Source organism: Streptomyces fructofermentans (assembly GCF_014651055.1).
Lineage (GTDB): Bacteria > Actinomycetota > Actinomycetes > Streptomycetales > Streptomycetaceae > Streptomyces > Streptomyces fructofermentans.
In genome coordinates this window covers 336736-355050 of record NZ_BMWD01000004.1, presented here as the reverse complement: position 1 = coordinate 355050, position 18315 = coordinate 336736, and the positions used below count along the sequence as shown (strand labels likewise).

Below are 18315 nucleotides of genomic sequence, written 5' to 3'. Positions count from 1 at the left end.
GGTTTCACGTCAACCGAGTTGAGACGCACCGCCCACAGTGTGGACATGCTTGACAGCGAGGGGAAACGCACCCGTACCCTCCAGGGACGGCCCTGCTGAGGGGCTCGGCCGTACGCGCTTCGCCGCGCTCCGTGTGAAGGCACCCAGTCGTGCCGTGCCCGACCGACGCATCACGGAGCCTTCGCATGCCCTCCGACACCCCTTCCCGGCCCGCCGTACCGCGGCCGCATCCCAGGACGCCTCCGGGCATCAACTCCCATCACTGGCAAGCCACTTGCGCGGTCGGGTTCCGTTCCCGGCCCGCGCGAGGGGCGGCGCGGCCCGGCCGGTGGACGCGATGAGCACCGGGCGTCCGTCGCTGGTGATCGTGGGCGCCGGCCCGCGCGGGGTCGGATTCCTGGAGCGCATCGCCGCCAACGCGCCCGAGCTGTACGACGGTCAGGGACTCGACGTGCACCTCGTCGACCCCTTCCCGCCGGGCGGCGGACGGATCTGGCGCGAGGAGCAGTCACCCCTGCTGTGGATGAACTCGCAGGCCCAGGACGTCACCATGTTCACCGACGAGTCCGTCGACATGGCCGGACCCGTCCGGCCGGGCCCCACCCTGCACGAGTGGGCGGGCCTCGACGGGCGGGTGTTCGCGGACCGGCGCACCCAGGGCGCCTACCTGCGCTGGGTCCACGAGGACACCCTCGCCGCGCTCCCGCCGGAGATCCGTGTCCGCCACCACGCCCGACGCGCGGTGCGGGTCGGCGGCCCGCGCGAGGGACGCCAGCAGGTGTGGCTCGACGGTCTCCCGCGCCCTCTCCTCGCCGACCTCGTCGTCCTCACACTCGGCCACCTCGATGCCGAACACAACGACGAACAGCGCGAGTTGGCCGAGTACGCCCGGACCCACGGACTCGTGCACCTGCCGCCGGACTTCACGGCCGACAGCGACCTGTCCGCCCTCGCCGCCGGGGAACCCGTGATCGTACGCGGCTTCGGACTCGCCTTCGTCGACCTGACGGTGCTTCTCACCGAGGGCCGCGGCGGCCGCTACGAGAGGTCCCCGGACGGCGAGTTGACCTACCTGCCGTCCGGACGTGAGCCCCTACTCCACGTCGGCTCCCGGCGCGGTGTCCCGTACCACTCGAAGATCGGCTACGACTGGACGGGCGAACGGCCCCCGCTGCCCCGGTTCTTCGGGCCCGTCGAGGTGGACGGCCTCCTCGCACGACCCGGCCGCCTCGACTTCCGGCGGGACGTGTGGCCACTGGTCGAGAAGGAGTTGGGCTTCGCCCACTACCACCGGCTGTTCGCCGCGCATCCGGAGCGCACCCGCACGGAGTGGGCCGACTTCGAGCGGAGCTACGCCGCGGGCACGGGCGACGAGCTGCGCGCCCTGGCCGCCGCGGCGGTGCCCGACCCCGCCGACCGGTTCGACCCGGCCGCGCTCGACCGCCCGCTGGACACCGTGCGGCACGCCTCGTACGACGCGTTCCAGGACGACCTGCGCTCCCGCGTCGAGCAGGACGTGGCGCGACGGCACGACCCCTCGCACAGTCCCGACCTGGCCGTCTTCCTCGGACTGCTCTCCGTCTACGGCCAGTTGGTGCGCCTCGGTGACGTCGGCCCCTGGTGGCACGGCTTCTTCAGCTTCCTGGCCTCCGGGCCGCCCGCGCCGCGGCTGCAGCAGATGCTGGCCCTGTCCAGGGCCGGAGTCCTCACGTTCCTGGGCGCTGACCTGACCGTCACGGCCGCGGACGGCGTCTTCCGGGCGGCGAGCGCGACCGTACCGGGGCAGCACGTCGAGGCGCGGGCGCTCGTCGAGGCGCGGCTGCCGCACCCCACGGTCGAACGGAGCCGGGACCGGCTGCTGGGCGAGCTGTACGAGGAGGGCGCCGCCGTCACGCCCGAGGGGCTGCTCGCCGTCGACCCCGCGGACGGGCGTGTCCTCGACCGCTCCGGCAGCCCGCACCCGCGCCGGTTCGCGTTCGGTCCGCACACCGACGCCCGCGGCTCCGGGGCGTTCACCCGGCCGCGGACCGGCGGACCGGCCTTCAGGCAGAACGACGCCGGCGCGCGGGCCGCCCTCTCCTTCCTGCGCGCGCTGTCCTGTCGCGCCGCCGCCTGAACACCCCGCCCACCGGCACGGTCCCGCCGGACACAGGGCGGCACGCGTCCCCGCCGGGCGGTCCCCCGCCCCCTCCCGTCGAACGGCTCACGCCCACCGCGTGACATCCGCTCCCGTCGGGTCCGCCCCTCCCGTCCTCCTGCCGAACACCCCGAGGAACCCATGTCCTTGACGAGTGACCCACCTGTCGGAACGAAGGAACCCGCACCGCCGGGCGACGACTACGCGGCGCTGAAGGTGGTGCCCGTCCGCCATCCCTGGCGCTGGGTCGCCATCACGGCCACCGCCGTCGTGCTCGCGCAGTTCATCCACGGACTCGCCACCAACCCGGGCTGGGAGTGGGGGGTGTTCGCCGAGTTCTTCACCGCTGACGTCATCCTCGAAGCGGTCTGGACGACACTCCAGCTCACCGTCTACGGAACGGCGCTCGGTTTCGCGCTCGGCATCGTCCTCGCCTTCATGCGGCTGTCGAAGAGCCGGTTCCTCACGACGGTCGCCTTCGGCTACATCTGGGCCTTCCGGTCCATCCCGCTCATCGTCCAGCTCCTGTTCTGGTTCAACCTGGCCTATCTGTACGAGGAGCTGCGGTTCGGCATCCCCTTCGGACCCGGCTTCCTCTCCTTCGACACGATGGGGCTGGTCGGAGCGATGAGCGCGGCCGTGCTCGGGCTCGCGCTGCACCAGGCGGCGTACGCGGCGGAGATCGTGCGCGGCGGCGTACTGGCCGTCGACGGCGGCCAGTTGGAGGCGGCCGCCGCGCTCGGCATCCCCAGGCTGCGGCAGATCCGGCGGATCGTGCTCCCCCAGGCGATGCGGTCCATCCTGCCGAACGCCGCCAACGAGGTGATCTCCCTCTTCAAGGGGACCTCGATCGTCTCCGTGATGGCCATCGGCGAACTCTTCTACCAGGTCCAGGTCATCTACGGCCGCAACGGCCGGGTCGTACCGCTGCTCATGGTGGCGACCGCCTGGTACATCCTCCTGACCACCGTGCTCTCGGTCCTCCAGCACTACGTCGAGCGGTACTTCGCCAAGGGGAGCGCCCGATGAGCAAACCCGCAGCCCCCGTCATGGTCGACATCAGGGCCGTCCACAAGAGCTTCGGCGCGCTGGAGGTCCTCAAGGGGGTCGACCTGGAGGTCCGCGCCGGAGAGGTCACCGTGATCCTCGGGCCATCGGGCTCCGGCAAGTCCACCCTGCTGCGCACGATCAACCACCTGGAGAAGGTCGACCAGGGGTGGATCAGCGTGGACGGCTCGCTGATCGGCTACCGGCGCTCCGGCTCCAGGCTCTACGAACTGCGCGAGCGGGACATCCTCAGACAGCGCACCCGGATCGGGTTCGTCTTCCAGAACTTCAACCTGTTCCCGCACCTCACCGTGCTGGAGAACATCGTCGAGGCCCCGGTCTCCGCGCTCAAACGGCCGCGCAGGGAGGTCACCGCGGCGGCCCGCGGGCTGCTCGACCGGGTCGGGCTCGCGGACAAGGCCGACTCGTACCCCCGGCAGCTCTCGGGCGGCCAGCAGCAGCGCGTCGCCATCGCCCGCGCGCTCGCCCTGGAGCCCGGAGTGCTCCTCTTCGACGAGCCGACGTCCGCGCTCGATCCCGAACTGGTCGGCGAGGTCCTCGACGTCATCAAGGACCTGGCCCACCAGGGCACCACGATGATCGTCGTCACCCACGAGATCGGGTTCGCCCGCGAGGTCGCCGACACCGTCGTGTTCATGGACGACGGCCGCGTCGTCGAGCGCGGCAGCCCCGGCGACGTGCTCGACGCGCCGCGGCACGAACGCACCCGCGCCTTCCTCTCCAAAGTCCTGTGACCGGCACCTCGCCGTCCCGAACCCGGCAGAACCCTTCAGATCAAAGGAGTCCTTACGTGATGTCCCGACGCACCCTCGCCGCCTCCGTCGCCGCACTCGTGATCGCCCCGCTGCTCGGCGCCTGCGGGGGTGACAGCGACGCGGCGACCGGGACGGGAGGGTCCAGGGGCACCGAGAAGGTCGGCGGCGTCAACATCGGCCCCGACCAGAACCGGGTCCGCGGCAAGAAGGACGCGGAGATCGCCGCGCTCGTCCCGGCGGCGATCCGCGAGCGCGGCACGCTGAAGCTCGGCCAGAGCGCCGACGCCTCCCCGCCACTCGGCTTCTACGCGACCGACGACAAGACCCGCATCGGCTCCGAGATCGACCTGGCGACCCTCGTCGCGGACACCCTCGGACTGAAGCTCGACAACGAGGAGGTCTCCTGGGAGAACCTCTTCGTCGGGCTCGACAGCGGCAAGTTCGACGCCGTGTTCTCCAACGTGACCGTCACCGAGGAGCGCAAGGAGAAGTACGACTTCGCGACCTACCGCCTCGACAACATCGCCTTCGAGACGAAGAAGGGCGACGACTGGACCATCGACGCCCCCGAGGACGTCGCGGGCAGAACCGTGGCCGTCTCCTCCGGCACCAACCAGGAGAAGATCCTCGTCGACTGGAGCAAGCAGAACGAGAAGGCGGGCCGCAAGCCGGTCACGATCAAGTACTTCCAGAAGGACACGGACTACTACCTCGCCCTCCAGTCCGGCCGCATCGACGCCTACCTGGGCCCGAGCCCGTCCGCCGCCTACCACGTGGCCACCGCGAGGCAGTCCCGTATCGCCGGAACGCTCTCCGGGGCGGGGGACGGGCTCCAGGGCAAGATCGCCGCCACCACGAAGAAGGGGAGCGGGCTCGTCGACGCGTACGCGGCCGCCCTCAACCAGGTGATCGAGGACGGAAGCTACGCCCGCGTGCTCAAGCGGTGGGGGCTGTCGGGCGAGGCCGTGCCGAAGTCCGAGATCAACCCTCCCGGCCTGCCGAAGATCTGACCGGGCGTCCGGCCGACAGGTGTCCGGCCGCGCGAGGACCGGCCGGCCCGGCACCCGGGGCAGGGGCGCCAAGACCGTGCGGGCGCCCCGGCCCGTCAGGGCTTCCGGGACCGTCCCGGAAGACCGCCGCTCCCCACCGCCGTGCGCGCGGCGGTGCGGAGCCACCTCCTTGGAAAGGCTCCCCCACCATGCCCCGACCGAACGGTTCGAGGCTCCTGCACCTGGCCGCCGCCGTCGACCAGGAAGCGGGCTTCGACGCCGCGTCCCACATCGGTTCGGCGCGGCTCGCGGAACGCGGCGGCCTCGACTTCGTGACCCTCGGCGACTCCTTCGCACGGCCAGGACCCGAAGCGCTCGCCGTGCTCGCGCGGGTCGCCCCCGCCACGACCAGGGTCGGTCTCGTGCCGACCGTCACCACCACCCACACCGAGCCGTTCCACGTCCAGGCCGCCCTGGCGACCCTCGACTGGGTCAGCCGGGGGCGCGCCGGCTGGCGGATCGACGTGTCGACGACCGAGGGCGAGGCCCGGCTCTTCGGCCGCAGGCACGCGCTCCCCGCGGACGCGCTGTGGCACGAGGCCGGCCAAGTGGCGGACGTGGCGGCCCGGTTGTGGGACAGCTGGGAGGACGGCGCGGAGATGCGCGACGAGCCGACGGGCCGCTTCGGCGACCGGGACAGGCTGCACCGCGTCGACTTCGAGGGCGACACCTTCTCCGTACGCGGCCCGTCGATCGTGCCCCGCCCCCCGCAGGGGCATCCGGTACGGGTCGTCGACGCGACGGACCGGCACGCCCGGCGGACCGCCGCCCGGTACGCGGACGTGGCGCTGATCCGTGCGACGGACCCCGCCCAGGCGGGAGCCGTGCGCGACCTGCTGCACGCGGCGGCCGTCGGCCACGGCAGGAACCCGGACGAGCTGCGCGTCCTCGCGGCGCTCACCGTCGACCTCGGCGCCGGTGAACGCGTCGCCGAACCGGGCTGGGGCTCCGCCCTGTTCGCCAGGGAGCGCGAACTCGGGGGAGGCGGCGGGAACGGCCCCCGCGGCCCGCTGTACCGCGGCGGGCCCGTCGACCTGGCCGAACTGATCGCGGCCTGGCACGGAACGGGTGCCGTCGACGGTTTCCACCTCACCCCCGTGGAGCCGTCCCGAGACCTGGAACGCCTGGTCAACGGCACGGTGGTACTGCTCCAGCACCGCGGCCTGTTCCGCACCTTCTATCCGGGCAGCACCCTCCGCGAGCACCTCGGGCTGGCCCGGCCCGCCAACCGGTACGCCGAGACAGGGGGAGCGTCATGAGCGCGGATACGCGGGCCCGCAGGCAACTGCACCTCGCCGCCCACTTCCCGGGCGTCGGCAACACCACCGTCCGGGCCGACCGGAAGTCGGGGTCCCGGATCGACTTCGCGTCCTTCGAGCATCTGGCGCGCACCGCCGAACGCGGCCTGTTCGACTTCTTCCTCCTCGCCGAAGGGCTCCGGCCGCGCGAGCACCAGGGGCGGATCCACGACCTGGACGCGGTCGGACGCCCCGATTCGATCACCGTGCTGAACGCGCTCGCCGCCGTCACCGACCGCCTCGGGCTCGCCGCGACGGTCGACGCGACCTTCAACGAGCCGTTCGAACTCGCGCGCAGGCTCGCCACGCTGGACCATCTCAGCGAGGGCCGGGCGGCCTGGAACGTGGTCACCTCCTCGGACGCCTTCACCGGGGAGAACTTCCGGCGCGGGGGCTTCCTGGACCGGGCGGACCGGTACACCCGCGCCGACGAGTTCGTGCTGCTCGCCCGTGAACTGTGGGACTCCTGGACACCGGACGGGGTGTCGCGTCCCTTCGCGCACCACGGCCGGCACTTCGACATCGCCGGGGAGTTCACCGTCCCGCGCTCCCCGCAGGGGCACCCGGTCGTCATCCAGGCCGGGGACTCGGCGGAGGGCCGAGAGTTCGCGGCGGCGGCGGCCGACGTCGTCCTCACCCGCCACGGGACTCTGGAGGCCGGCCGCGCGTTCTGCGCCGACGTCAAGGGCCGGCTGGCCGCGTACGACCGCGACCCCGGCGATCTGAGAATCATGCCCGGGGTCACCTTCGTGCTCGGCGACACCGCCGCCGAGGCACGGGAGAGGGCCGCCGAGATCCGCCGGCGGCAGATCTCCCCGCGGAACGCGATCGTCGCCCTGGAGCAGGTCTGGGGCGTCGACCTCTCCTCGTACGACCCCGACGGCCCCCTGCCCGACATCGACCCCGAACCGGAGTCCGGCCCCGCGCGGGGCCGGGTGGGGGTGGCCGACCCCTTCGCGGTGGCGGAGGAGTGGCGGGCCCTGTCCCGGGAGAGGGGGCTCTCGATCCGGCAGACCGTCGTCGAGGCCTCCGGCCGCCAGTCCTTCGTCGGCACCCCGGAGTCCGTCGCCGCGGAGATGGACGCGTTCGTCACGGCGGGCGCGGCCGACGGCTTCGTCCTCGTACCGCATCCGGCACCGGGCGGGCTCGACGAGTTCGTCGACCGGGTGGTGCCGCTCCTCCAGGAACGCGGTGTGTTCCGCACGGAGTACACCGGCACGACGCTGCGCTCGCACCTCGGGCTGCCGGACCCCGTATGGAAGGGTTGACCACATGACGACGGACGCCGCCGAGGACTGGAAGCGCTGGCACGAGCACCGCACCGAGGCAGTCTCGGCGCCCGACGGGCCGCTGGCCCTCACCGGCACCCACTGGATCGGGGACCATCCGGACGGGCGACTGCCGGGCATGCCCGGCCGGTGGACCGCGGACGGCGACGCGGTCGTGCTGACCGCCGGCGCCTCCGACGGCCTCACCCTGGACGGGCGGCCCTTCTCCGGTGGGGCGAGGCTCGCGGCGGACCCGGGGCGGGCCGCCGCCTCCCGGGTCGCGTACGGGGCACGCCGGTTCGTCGTGCTCGTCCGCGAAGGGGCATGGGGCGTACGCGACTTCGACCCGGACGCGCCGGCGCGCAGGGCGTTCCGGGGCATCGAGGCCACTCCGTACGATCCCCGCTGGTCGGTGCCGGGGCGCTTCACGCCGTACGACCGGGACCGCACCGTGCGCGTGGCGAACGCCGACGGGCGGGAACGCGGTCTGGAACTCGGCGGCGAACTCGCCTTCGCCCTGGACGGGAGGGATCTGACACTCCAGGTGTCGGTGCAGGCGGACGATTCCCTGTGGGCTGTTTTCGGCGATGCCACCAGTGGGCGCGGCAGCCACCGCTTCCGGTTCCTGCGTCCCCCGGCACCCGGTGCCGACGGGTGGACGACCGTCGACTTCAACCGTGCGCTGCTTCCGCCGTGCGCGTTCGCGGACCACTTCATCTGCCCTTTCCCGCCGCCGGGCAACGCGCTGAGCACGGCGATCGCCGCCGGTGAGCGCAATCTGCTCACGTGATCCGCGCGGCATCCACACATTGTCGACGATCGCGTCAACCGCACTGGGGGACACGTAAGTTGAAAGTGCCACGGCCGAAAGGCGCCCTTGCGCCCGTCGGGTGTGCGGCCGAATACTCCCCCCAGCGCGCCTTGTCAGGGGCACAGCGTGTTCGGAATCCGGACATTCCGCTCCTGGCGTGCGCCTCACGGGCCCCGACCCCACGCGGGCCCCCGACTTCCCTTTGGAGGGAACGAACAGTGAGGACCAAGCGCACCACCCCCCGCAGCGGAATCGCGAGACGGACCCGGCTGATCGCCGTGACCACCGGGCTCGTGGCCGCGGCCGCATTCACCGTCCCCGCCGCCAACGCCAGCGACGCGCAGACGTTCAGCACCTCTCAGCTCAAGAGCGCCAACTCCTCGGTGCTCAAGGCGGATGTGCCGGGTACTGCCTGGGCGACGGACGCGAGGACCAACAAGGTCGTCGTCACGGTCGACAGCACCGTCTCGCAGGCGGAGATCGCACGGATCAAGCAGGCCGCGGGCGGCAACGCCGGTGCCCTGGAGATCAAGCGGACCCCGGGCAAGATCAACAAGCTGATCGCGGGCGGCAACGCCATCTATTCGAGCACCGGGCGCTGCTCCCTCGGCTTCAACGTCCGCAACAGCGCTGGAGCCAACTACTTCGTCACCGCCGGCCACTGCACGGACGGCGGGGGCACCTGGTACTCCAACTCCGGTCGCACCACGGTCCTCGGCCCGACCTCAGGGTCCAGCTTCCCGACCAACGACTACGGCATCGTCCGCTACACCAACACGACGATCGCCAAGTCGGGCACCGCGGGCAGCGTGGACATCACCAGCGCCGCCACTCCGAGCGTGGGCACCAACGTGATCCGTACCGGTTCCACCACCGGCACGCGCACCGGACGCGTCACCGCCCTCAACGCGACCGTCAACTACGGCGGCGGCGATGTCGTCTACGGCATGATCCAGACCACGGTCTGCGCCGAGCCCGGCGACTCCGGCGGCCCGCTCTACGGCAGCAACGGCGTCGCCTACGGTCTGACCTCGGGCGGCAGCGGCAACTGCTCCTCGGGCGGCACCACGTTCTTCCAGCCGGTCACCGAGGCCCTGAGCGCCTACGGCGTCAGCGTCTTCTGACAGGTACGCGTCACAGCGACACCCGCGCGACCCGACCTGCGGCCAGCAGCAGGCGAGCCCCCGCACCCGTTCCCGGGTGCGGGGGCTCTTCTGGACCGGGGCTTCCCGTCCCCCCGAGCGGTGCCCGGCGGTTCGCAGGTGCGCGGACGCCGGGCGTACGGCCCCGCCGGCGCGGAGGAGCGCAGCCGGGCGCGCGGGCCGGGCGGTGCCGGAGCCGGGCCGGGCGGTGCCGGAACCGGGTCAGGCGTCGGACCGCGGGGTCGCGCGGAGCCAGTCCAGGATGTCCGGGAGGGCCTCCAGCGCCGAGAAGTGACCGCCCTCCGGATCGAGCACGGGCCGGGCCCTGGGGATGTGCCCGGCCAGCCACTCGAAGTGGCCCACCGGCGAGAGGGTGTCCTGAGCGCCGTGCCACAGCAGCACGGGCCGGCTGATCTGCTCCGGGTCGAAGCCCCAGTGGCTCAGCAGCGCGAGGCTGTCGTCGAGCCAGCCGTAGGCGGACCCGCCGAGCGCCTCGCGGTAGGAGCGCAGCAGCATGTCGCTCACCGCAGGGGTCGCGAGGACCCGGCGGTCGGCGTCACTGAGACCGTCGCGGATCGACGCGAGGTACTGCGCGGGATCGGTGCGGATCGCTGCGGCCCGGGCGGCCAGCCGGTCCGCGAACTCCACCGGTTCGGTCAGCGCCCGCGACAACTCGTCGACGGCCGAAGCCGCCATCCCCTCGAACCAGTCGAGCCCCTCGGCGACGGGCGGCGCGAGCGAGGCCGTCACCGCGACCCGCCGCACCCGGCTCGGCAGCAGCGCCGCGCAGGCCAGCGCGTGCGGCCCGCCGCCCCCGTGGCCGAGCACCGCGAACCGACCGATCTCGAGCGCGTCGGTCAGCGTGGCCACGTCCCGCGCGGCCTGCGCCACCCGGCGCCCCGCCCCCCGGTCCGATTCCCCGTACCCGGCACGGTCGTACGAGATGAAGCGCACCCCGGGGTGCTCCTTCGCGGCCTCCGGCGGCACCAGGCCCTGCCGGCCGCCCGGAGTGCCGTGCAGCAGCACCACCGGCGTGCCCTCCGGGTCGCCCCACTCCTCGAACGTCAGCCATCGTCCGTCCCGCATCCGTATCCCGCTCGGCACCCTTGTCCTCCATCTCCCCTTCGCCTTCGCGCCGGAGTTACCGTCGAAGTACACACCTTGTGCGCCCGATACGGTCCCTGGGGGTCGTCATGGTCGAGGAACTGGTGACGGCGGGAGTGGCTCTCGCGTCCGTCGGAGCGGTGTACGCGATGGCGGCGGCCCGGGTCGTCAAACAGTACGAGCGGGGTGTGGTGCTCCGGCTCGGCAAACTGCGATCCGGGGTGCGAGGCCCCGGATTCACCATGATCGTGCCCTTCGTGGACCGGCTCCAGAAGGTGAACATGCAGATCGTGACGATGCCGGTGCCCGCCCAGGAGGGGATCACCCGGGACAACGTCACGGTGCGGGTGGACGCCGTCGTCTACTTCAAGGTGGTGTCCGCCGCCGACGCGATCATACGGGTCGAGGACTACCGGTTCGCGGTCTCGCAGATGGCGCAGACCTCGCTGCGCTCGATCATCGGCAAGAGCGAGTTGGACGATCTCCTCTCCAACCGGGAGAAGCTCAACCAGGGCCTGGAGCTGATGATCGACAGTCCGGCCGTGGAGTGGGGTGTCTCCATCGACCGGGTGGAGATCAAGGACGTGTCCCTGCCGGAGACCATGAAGCGCTCGATGGCCCGGCAGGCCGAGGCCGACCGTGAGCGGCGGGCCCGGGTCATCAACGCGGACGCGGAACTGCAGGCGTCGAAGAAGCTGGCCGAGGCCGCCGGAGTGATGTCGGAGCAGCCCGCCGCGCTCCAACTGCGGCTGCTCCAGACCGTGGTGGCGGTCGCCGCCGAGAAGAACTCCACCCTCGTACTGCCCTTCCCGGTGGAACTGCTGCGGTTCCTGGAACGCGCCCAGCAGCCGGCCGCACAGCCCCAGCAGCCGCCCGCGCGGTCCCAGGAGCCGCCCGCGCGGATGCCGCTGCCGTTGCCCGGCGGGCAGGAGGGGGAGCCGCCGCCGGGACGCCTCCCGGGGCAGCCGCAGGAGTTGGCGGCTCTGATGCAGCACCTGCTCTCCCAGTGGCAGCAATCGGTGCGGGAGCAACTTCCATCCGCCGAGGAGCCGTTGGATCCGGACAGCGGAGAGTCGAAATCCGGACAGGACTAGACCTCGCAGAGGGTCGCTGATTACTCACTAGTAGTATTTGCAATGGGGATCGACGTGGTGTGATCACGCTCCCCGGGCGCACGCCAACCGGAAGGCGGCGTGCGCCCGTTGCTGTGCGCGCGTCCTGAAGTCGACCTTGTGTGCTCCTGTGCGCCCTCGGAATAGTGGTCGTCGTCCGTTGGCATGGACGCGGCTTTTATTGCGAGTCGAGTCGATGTCAGTACACCTTGCGGTCGCGGTGGTCCCCACAACCGCCGTGCCCGACCCCCCACAGGAGGACACACGTTGAAGCACCGACGCATACCCAGGCGGCGGGCAGCCGTGGCAGGCGCGGGCGTCGCCGCGCTCGTCGCCGCGGGAGTCACCTTCCAGTCCGCGAACGCGAGTGAGCGGTCGGCCACCCCGGAGCCCCGGACCCTGTCGGTCGCGGCGGCCGGAAAGCTCGCCTCGGCACTCGGCGAGGACCTCGGCTCGGACGCGGCGGGAACGTATTACGACGCGAAGTCCGAGCACCTCGTGGTGAACGTGCTCGACAGCGCGGCGGCCGAGCTGGTGGAGTCGGCCGGCGCCCGGGCGAGGGTCGTGGAGAACTCGCTCGCCGAACTGAAGGGCGCCCGCACGACGCTGAAGCAGGACGCGACCATCCCCGGCACGTCGTGGGCGGTCGACCCGGCGAGCAACAAGGTCGTCGTCACCGCGGACCGCACGGTCGGCCGCGCCGAGCTGGCCGAGCTGACCGAGGTCGTCGACGGGCTCGGCGGCACGGCCGAACTGAAGCGCACGAAGGGGGAGTTCAAGCCCTTCGTGGCCGGTGGTGACGCGATCACCGGCGGCAGCGGCCGCTGCTCGCTCGGCTTCAACGTGGTCAAGGGCGGAGAGCCGTTCTTCCTGACCGCCGGTCACTGCACCGAGGGCATCACCACATGGTCGGACTCGTCCGGGACCGTGATCGGCGAGAACGCCGACTCCAGCTTCCCGGACAACGACTACGGCCTGGTCAAGTACACCGCGGAGGTGGACCACCCGAGCGAGGTCAACCTCTACAACGGGTCCGCGCAGGCGATCTCGGGCGCGGCCGAGGCCACCGTCGGCATGAAGGTCACCCGCAGCGGGTCCACGACCCAGGTGCACGACGGCACGGTCACCGGACTGGACGCCACCGTGAACTACGGCAACGGCGACGTCGTCAACGGACTCGTCCAGACGGACGTCTGCGCGGAGCCCGGCGACAGCGGCGGCTCGCTCTTCTCGGGGAGCAACGCCATCGGGCTCACCTCCGGCGGCAGCGGTGACTGCTCCGCGGGTGGCGAAACGTTCTTCCAGCCGGTCACGGAGGCGCTCTCCGCGACCGGGACCGAGATCGGCTGACGAGGCCGGCACCCTCGGGCGATCGCGAGCCCCCGTTCCCGCCACTCGGCGGGAACGGGGGCTCGCGCGTGTCCGGCGGACGGGGACTGGACGCTCCCGGGGTGCCGGGGTGCCGGGGTGCGGGTGGTGGCCGGGTGGCCGGAGGGGAGGTGCTGGAGGGGGAGGGCGCCTCGGTCGGCCCCCGGGTGGCGGCGGGCGCGGTCGGCGTGCCCGGCCGGGGCGAGGGCGGGCCGGTCGACGCCCCGGGTGGTGGCGGGGGTGCGGCGACGGTTCCCGCCGTGTGGCCCGCTCCCTCCCCGGCGCGGCGACGGGGGCGAGGGCGGGCGGCGTGCCCGCCGGGCGGGGGTGGGGGCGGGGTCCTCGGTCGCCCATGTCATGTCCCCGCGATCCGGGCCGCGCGGTGTTTGCGCAGGTGGGAGGGGTCTGAACGGATGTCGTACAGGAGTTCGAGAATTGGTCTATGGTGGGGGCGGGGGAGTAGGGAACAAGTGTTCGAGGGCTGGTGTGAAGGGCCCCTGAGGGACGGAGGTGCGCGTGCCGGGCTTCACGCATCTGCACACCGCCTCCGGGTTCTCCCTGCGATACGGGGCCTCCCACCCGAAGCGGCTGGCGGAGCGCGCCTCCGAGCGGGGCATGGACGCGCTCGCGCTCACCGACCGCGACAGCCTCGCGGGCGCGGTCCGCTTCGCCAAGGCCTGCGCCGCGCAGGGGGTGCGTCCGCTGTTCGGCGTGGACCTCGCGGTCGGGGAGCCCGTACGGGGCGAGGGGCGCAGGGCCCCCGTGCGCGGAGGCGCCTTCATCGACGAGTCGACACCCAGGGTCACCTTCCTCGCCCGGGACGGCGCGAAGGGCTGGGCCGATCTCTGCAGAATCGTTACGGCATCCCATGCGGGAGAGGGCCCGCCCCTGCTGCCGTGGGCCGAGAACCACGCGGAGGGCCTGACCGTGCTGCTCGGCGCGGCCTCCGACGTCGGCCGCGCGCTCGCCGCCGGACGCCCCGACCGGGCCGCGAAACTGCTCGTCCCCTGGCGGGAGGCCTACGGGGACGCGCTGCGCCTCGAAGCGGTCTGGCACGGGCGAGGAGGCACCGGCCCCGGGTCCCTGCGGCTCGCGGCCCGTACTGTGGGCTTCGCCGCCGAGCAGCGGGTGCGGCCGGTGCTCGGCAACGACGTCCGGTACGCCGACCCGGGATCGGGCCCGGTCGCCGATGTCCTGGACGCCGCCCGCCGGCTCGTGCCGGTCGATCCCCGCAAGGAGCTCGACAGCGGCGAGGCCTGGCTGAAGGACGCGGACACCATGCTCGGCGTCGCCGAACGCGTCGTCGAGGCCGCGGGCTACCGCCGCGACACCGCGTACCGCCTGCTCGAACAGACGCAGTCCACCGCGGCCGAGTGCCTCGTCGACCCGGAGGACGACCTCGGCATCGGTTCCGTGCACTTCCCCGAGCCGCACCTGGTCGGTGCCGGCCGGCGCACCGCACAGCGCGTGCTGGCCTCGCGGGCGGCGGCGGGGATGGTGCTGCGGGGCTACGGCTCGCGGCGCGCGTACTGGGAGCGCATGCACCGGGAGCTGGACATCATCGCCCATCACAACTTCGCCTCCTACTTCCTGACGGTCGCTCAGGTCGTCGACGACGTCAGGGAGATGGGCGTCCGGGTCGCCGCGCGCGGTTCCGGCGCGGGCTCGCTCGTCAACCACCTCCTCGGCATCGCGCACGCCGACCCCGTCGAGCACGGGCTGCTGATGGAGCGCTTCCTGTCGGAACGCCGTGCCGTCCTGCCCGACATCGACATCGACGTGGAGTCCGCCCGCCGCCTCGACGTCTACCGCGCGATCATCGGCCGGTTCGGCGCCGAGCGGGTCGCGACCGTGTCGATGCCGGAGACGTACCGGGTGCGGCATGCGGTACGCGATGTCGGCGCCGCGCTCTCCATGGACCCGGCGGACATCGACCGGATCGCCAAGTCCTTCCCGCACATCCGCGCCCGTGACGCGCGCGCCGCCATGGCCGAGCTTCCCGAACTGCGCTCCCTCGCCGAGGAGATGGGTGGTCGCGAGCGACTGTGGGAGCTGGTCGAGGCCCTCGACGCGCTGCCGCGCGGAATCGCCATGCACCCGTGCGGGGTGCTCCTCTCCGACGCCTCGCTCCTCTCCCGTACACCGGTCGTGCCGACCAGCGGCGAGGGGTTCCCCATGTCGCAGTTCGACAAGGAGGACGTGGAGGACCTCGGGCTGCTCAAGCTGGACGTGCTGGGTGTGCGGATGCAGTCGGCGATGGCGCACGCGGTGGCCGAGGTGGAGCGGGCGACGGGGGACAGGGTCGACCTGGACGCCGTCGAGGAGGGCGACCCGCGGACGTACCGGCTCATCCGGTCCGCCGAGACGCTGGGCTGCTTCCAGATCGAGTCGCCGGGCCAGCGGGACCTGATCGGCAGGCTCCAGCCCGCGACCTTCCACGACCTCGTCGTCGACATCTCGCTGTTCCGGCCGGGGCCGGTCGCGGCCGACATGGTGCGGCCGTTCATCGAGGCGCGGCACGGCCGGGCGCCGGTCCGCTACCCGCACCCGGATCTGGAGGAACCGCTGAGGGACACGTACGGGGTCGTGGTGTTCCACGAGCAGGTCATCGACATCGTCGACATCATGACCGGCTGCGGGCGCGGCGAGGCGGACCGGGTGCGGCGCGGGCTGTCCGATCCCGAGTCGCAGGGGAGGATCCGCTTCTGGTTCGCGCAGCACGCGACCGCGCGGGGGTACGACGCGGAGACGATCGCCCGTACGTGGGAGATCGTGGAGGCCTTCGGGGCGTACGGCTTCTGCAAGGCGCACGCGGTCGCCTTCGCCGTGCCGACCTACCAGTCCGCGTGGCTGAAGGCGCACCATCCGGCCGCCTTCTACGCCGGTCTGCTCACCCACGACCCGGGGATGTACCCGAAGCGGCTGCTGCTGGCGGACGCGCGGCGACGGGGGGTCCCGATCCTGCCGTTGGACGTGAACCGGTCCTCGGTCGCCCACGCTATCGAACTGGTGTCTGAATCACTGTCTGAATCACTGTCTGGATCAGTGCCTGGATCAGTGTCTGGAGCCGGGGGAGGCGCGGGCTCCGGGGACTTCGAGGGCTCCGGAGCCTCCGGGGGTGCCGCGAACTCCGGGGGGCCGGAGGGGGCCGGGGCTCCCGACGAGGTCGCCGGCTCGGAGGACTCGGAGGGCTCCGGCAGGACGTGGGGGGTGCGGCTCGCGCTCTCCGACGTGCACGGGATCAGCGAGGCCGAGGCCGCCCGGATCGCGGACGGTCGGCCGTACGCCTCGCTGCTCGACTTCTGGGAGCGGGCCCGCCCGAGCCGTCCGCTCGCTCAACGCCTCGCACAGGTCGGCGCGTTGGACGCCTTCGGAGCCAACCGCCGTGATCTGCAACTGCATCTGACGGAGCTGCACCGGGGCGCGCGGGGGCCGCGGGGTGCGGGAGGTTCCCAACTCCCGCTGAACGGAGGGCAGAAGACCGCGCCGGCCGGGCTGCCCGACCTCTCCTCGGCGGAGCGCCTCAGCGCGGAGCTGGGAGTGCTCTCGATGGACGCCTCGCGCAACCTGATGGACGACCACCGGGAGTTCCTGGAGGAGCTGAACGTGGTCACCGCACGCCGTCTGCGCGCGGCGCGGCACGGCGACACGGTCCTGGTCGCCGGCGCCAAGGCGGCCACGCAGACACCGCCGATCCGTTCCGGCAAGCGGGTCGTCTTCACGACCCTGGACGACGGTACGGGCCTGGTCGACCTCGCCTTCTTCGACGACTCCCACGACGCGTGCGCGCACACCGTCTTCCACTCCTGGCTCCTGCTGGTGCGCGGTGTGGTGCAGCGGCGCGGGCCGCGCAGCCTCAGCGTGGTGGGGGCGGCCGCCTGGAACCTCGCCGACCTGGTGGAACTGCGGCGCGAGGAGGGCCTGGACGGAGTCGCGCTGCGGCTGGCCGGACCGGGCGGAGGGGCCGGTGCGGACACCGGGTCCGGCTCCGGGTCCGGAGTCCGGGGCGGAGGGGGCCAGGCCCGGGAGGGCGGCGGAACCCGGCAGGAGCCCGGTGGTCCGGGAGATTCCGGCGATTCGACGGGCGGTCGTCGAATCCGGATGTCCACGGGATACGAAATGCATCCGTGGGCGGACCTGCGCCCGGCGGGCGAGGGGCCCGCGAGCGGAAAGAAATTGTGGCACCAGAGCCCGGGGAGTGCGGGATGACCATCCTCTGCGTACGTTTCCAACTGCCTCCGACGCGGGAGGCGGCCCTGCCCCGACTCCTCGGCGTGCTGGAGGAGTTCACGCCCGTGGTCGAAGCGCTGCCCCCCGACGGGGCGCTGGCCGACCTGCGCGGCGCCGAAAGGTACTTCGGCCGGGACGTCGGGGAGTTGGCCTCGCTGATACGGGTGCGGTCGCTCGCCTGGCACGGGGTCGACTGCGCGATCGGTGCCGGACCCGGGCCGATGTTCGCGCGCATGGCGCTGCGGCAGGCCGCCCCCGGAACCACCCTCGTCGTGCCCGGGCGGCTCCCGGACCTCATGGAGTTCCTGGAGGAGCAGCCCGTGCGGGCGCTGCCCGGCGTCGGTGCCGCCACGGCGCGCACCCTGTGCGAGTACGGACTGGACAGCGCGGGCAAGGTCGCCGCCGCGCCCCTGTCCACACTGCAGCGCCTGACCGGGGCCCGTACGGGCCGCGACCTGCACGAGATGGCGCGGGGCATCGACCGGAGCCGGGTCGTGCCGAACGCCGTCTCCCGGTCGCTCGCCACCGAACACCCCTTCTCGCGCGACGAGTTGGACCCGTCCCGGCACCGCAGGGCGCTGCTCTCCGCCGCCGAGGAACTCGGCGCCAGACTGCGCGCCCTGGAGAAGGTGTGCCGCACGCTCACCCTCACCGTCCGCTACGCCGACCGTTCCACGACGACCCGCAGCCGTACGCTTCCCGAGCCGACCGCGCACTCCTCGGCGCTCACCGACGCCGCGTACCGCATGTACGAGGCGCTCGGTCTCCAACGGGCCCGGGTCCGCGGCCTCGCGCTGCGGGCCGAGGGGCTCGACCCCGCCGAACAGGCCTCCTACCAGCTGACCTTCGACCCGGTGGACGAGAAGGCCCGACGTATCGAGGAGGTGGCGGACCGGGTCCGGGCGAAGTTCGGTCCGCGGGCGGTGATGCCGGGGACGCTGGCCGCCTGACGACCGAGCGACTGCGCGGCGGC

13 protein-coding genes are annotated in these 18315 nt (G+C 72.6%); 12 read left to right on the top strand and 1 reads right to left on the bottom strand.

Going from position 1 to position 18315, the window contains the following annotated elements:
• Nucleotides 1–337 precede the first annotated feature (337 nt).
• The 8 genes from IE265_RS08445 (at nucleotide 338) to IE265_RS08410 (ending at nucleotide 9510) form a co-directional block, all read left to right on the top strand.
• Complete coding sequence (locus IE265_RS08445) at nucleotides 338–2116, top strand: FAD/NAD(P)-binding protein (RefSeq protein ID WP_190034749.1); 1779 nt, start codon at nucleotides 338–340, stop codon at nucleotides 2114–2116.
• A gap of 162 nt (nucleotides 2117–2278) precedes the next feature.
• Nucleotides 2279–3166 (top strand): amino acid ABC transporter permease, encoded by an 888-nt coding sequence (locus tag IE265_RS08440; RefSeq protein ID WP_190034748.1) that lies wholly within the window; start codon nucleotides 2279–2281, stop codon nucleotides 3164–3166.
• Complete coding sequence (locus IE265_RS08435) at nucleotides 3163–3939, top strand: amino acid ABC transporter ATP-binding protein (RefSeq protein WP_308434779.1); 777 nt, start codon at nucleotides 3163–3165, stop codon at nucleotides 3937–3939. Before IE265_RS08440 ends, IE265_RS08435 begins: the two co-directional genes overlap by 4 nt.
• 59 nt (nucleotides 3940–3998) lie before the next feature.
• Entirely contained in the window at nucleotides 3999–4970 is a 972-nt protein-coding gene (locus IE265_RS08430) for an ABC transporter substrate-binding protein (protein WP_373302912.1), read from the top strand.
• A gap of 188 nt (nucleotides 4971–5158) precedes the next feature.
• Entirely contained in the window at nucleotides 5159–6268 is a 1110-nt protein-coding gene (locus IE265_RS08425) for an LLM class flavin-dependent oxidoreductase (protein WP_190034746.1), read from the top strand.
• Complete coding sequence (locus IE265_RS08420) at nucleotides 6265–7575, top strand: NtaA/DmoA family FMN-dependent monooxygenase (protein ID WP_190034745.1); 1311 nt, start codon at nucleotides 6265–6267, stop codon at nucleotides 7573–7575. The genes IE265_RS08425 and IE265_RS08420 overlap by 4 nt, the downstream gene beginning before the upstream one ends.
• Nucleotides 7576–7579: 4 nt before the next feature.
• Entirely contained in the window at nucleotides 7580–8365 is a 786-nt protein-coding gene (locus IE265_RS08415) for a DUF1684 domain-containing protein (protein WP_190034744.1), read from the top strand.
• 239 nt (nucleotides 8366–8604) lie between these two features.
• Nucleotides 8605–9510: a S1 family peptidase gene (locus IE265_RS08410; protein WP_190034743.1), complete on the top strand. Its 906-nt coding sequence runs from the start codon at nucleotides 8605–8607 to the stop codon at nucleotides 9508–9510.
• Between the two features lie 240 nt (nucleotides 9511–9750).
• Here IE265_RS08410 and IE265_RS08405 read toward each other — a convergent pair whose 3' ends face one another.
• Nucleotides 9751–10632, bottom strand: coding sequence for an alpha/beta fold hydrolase (locus tag IE265_RS08405; RefSeq protein ID WP_190034742.1), 882 nt, complete (start codon nucleotides 10630–10632; stop codon nucleotides 9751–9753).
• A gap of 89 nt (nucleotides 10633–10721) precedes the next feature.
• Here IE265_RS08405 and IE265_RS08400 point away from each other — a divergent pair, with 89 nt between their 5' ends.
• The 4 genes from IE265_RS08400 to IE265_RS08385 all read left to right on the top strand — a co-directional run bounded on the left by IE265_RS08400 (nucleotide 10722) and on the right by IE265_RS08385 (nucleotide 18292).
• Entirely contained in the window at nucleotides 10722–11726 is a 1005-nt protein-coding gene (locus IE265_RS08400; RefSeq protein WP_190034824.1) for a slipin family protein, read from the top strand.
• 285 nt (nucleotides 11727–12011) lie between these two features.
• Entirely contained in the window at nucleotides 12012–13094 is a 1083-nt protein-coding gene (locus IE265_RS08395) for a S1 family peptidase (RefSeq protein WP_190034741.1), read from the top strand.
• A 534-nt stretch (nucleotides 13095–13628) separates the two neighbouring features.
• The gene (locus tag IE265_RS08390; RefSeq protein ID WP_190034740.1) at nucleotides 13629–17321 is read left to right on the top strand and encodes a DNA polymerase III subunit alpha; all 3693 of its coding nucleotides are present in this window, start codon (nucleotides 13629–13631) and stop codon (nucleotides 17319–17321) included.
• Nucleotides 17318–18292 carry a DNA polymerase Y family protein gene (locus tag IE265_RS08385; RefSeq protein WP_190034739.1) on the top strand — a complete coding sequence of 325 codons (975 nt, stop codon included), beginning with the start codon at nucleotides 17318–17320 and terminating at the stop codon, nucleotides 18290–18292. Before IE265_RS08390 ends, IE265_RS08385 begins: the two co-directional genes overlap by 4 nt.
• Nucleotides 18293–18315 lie beyond the last annotated feature (23 nt).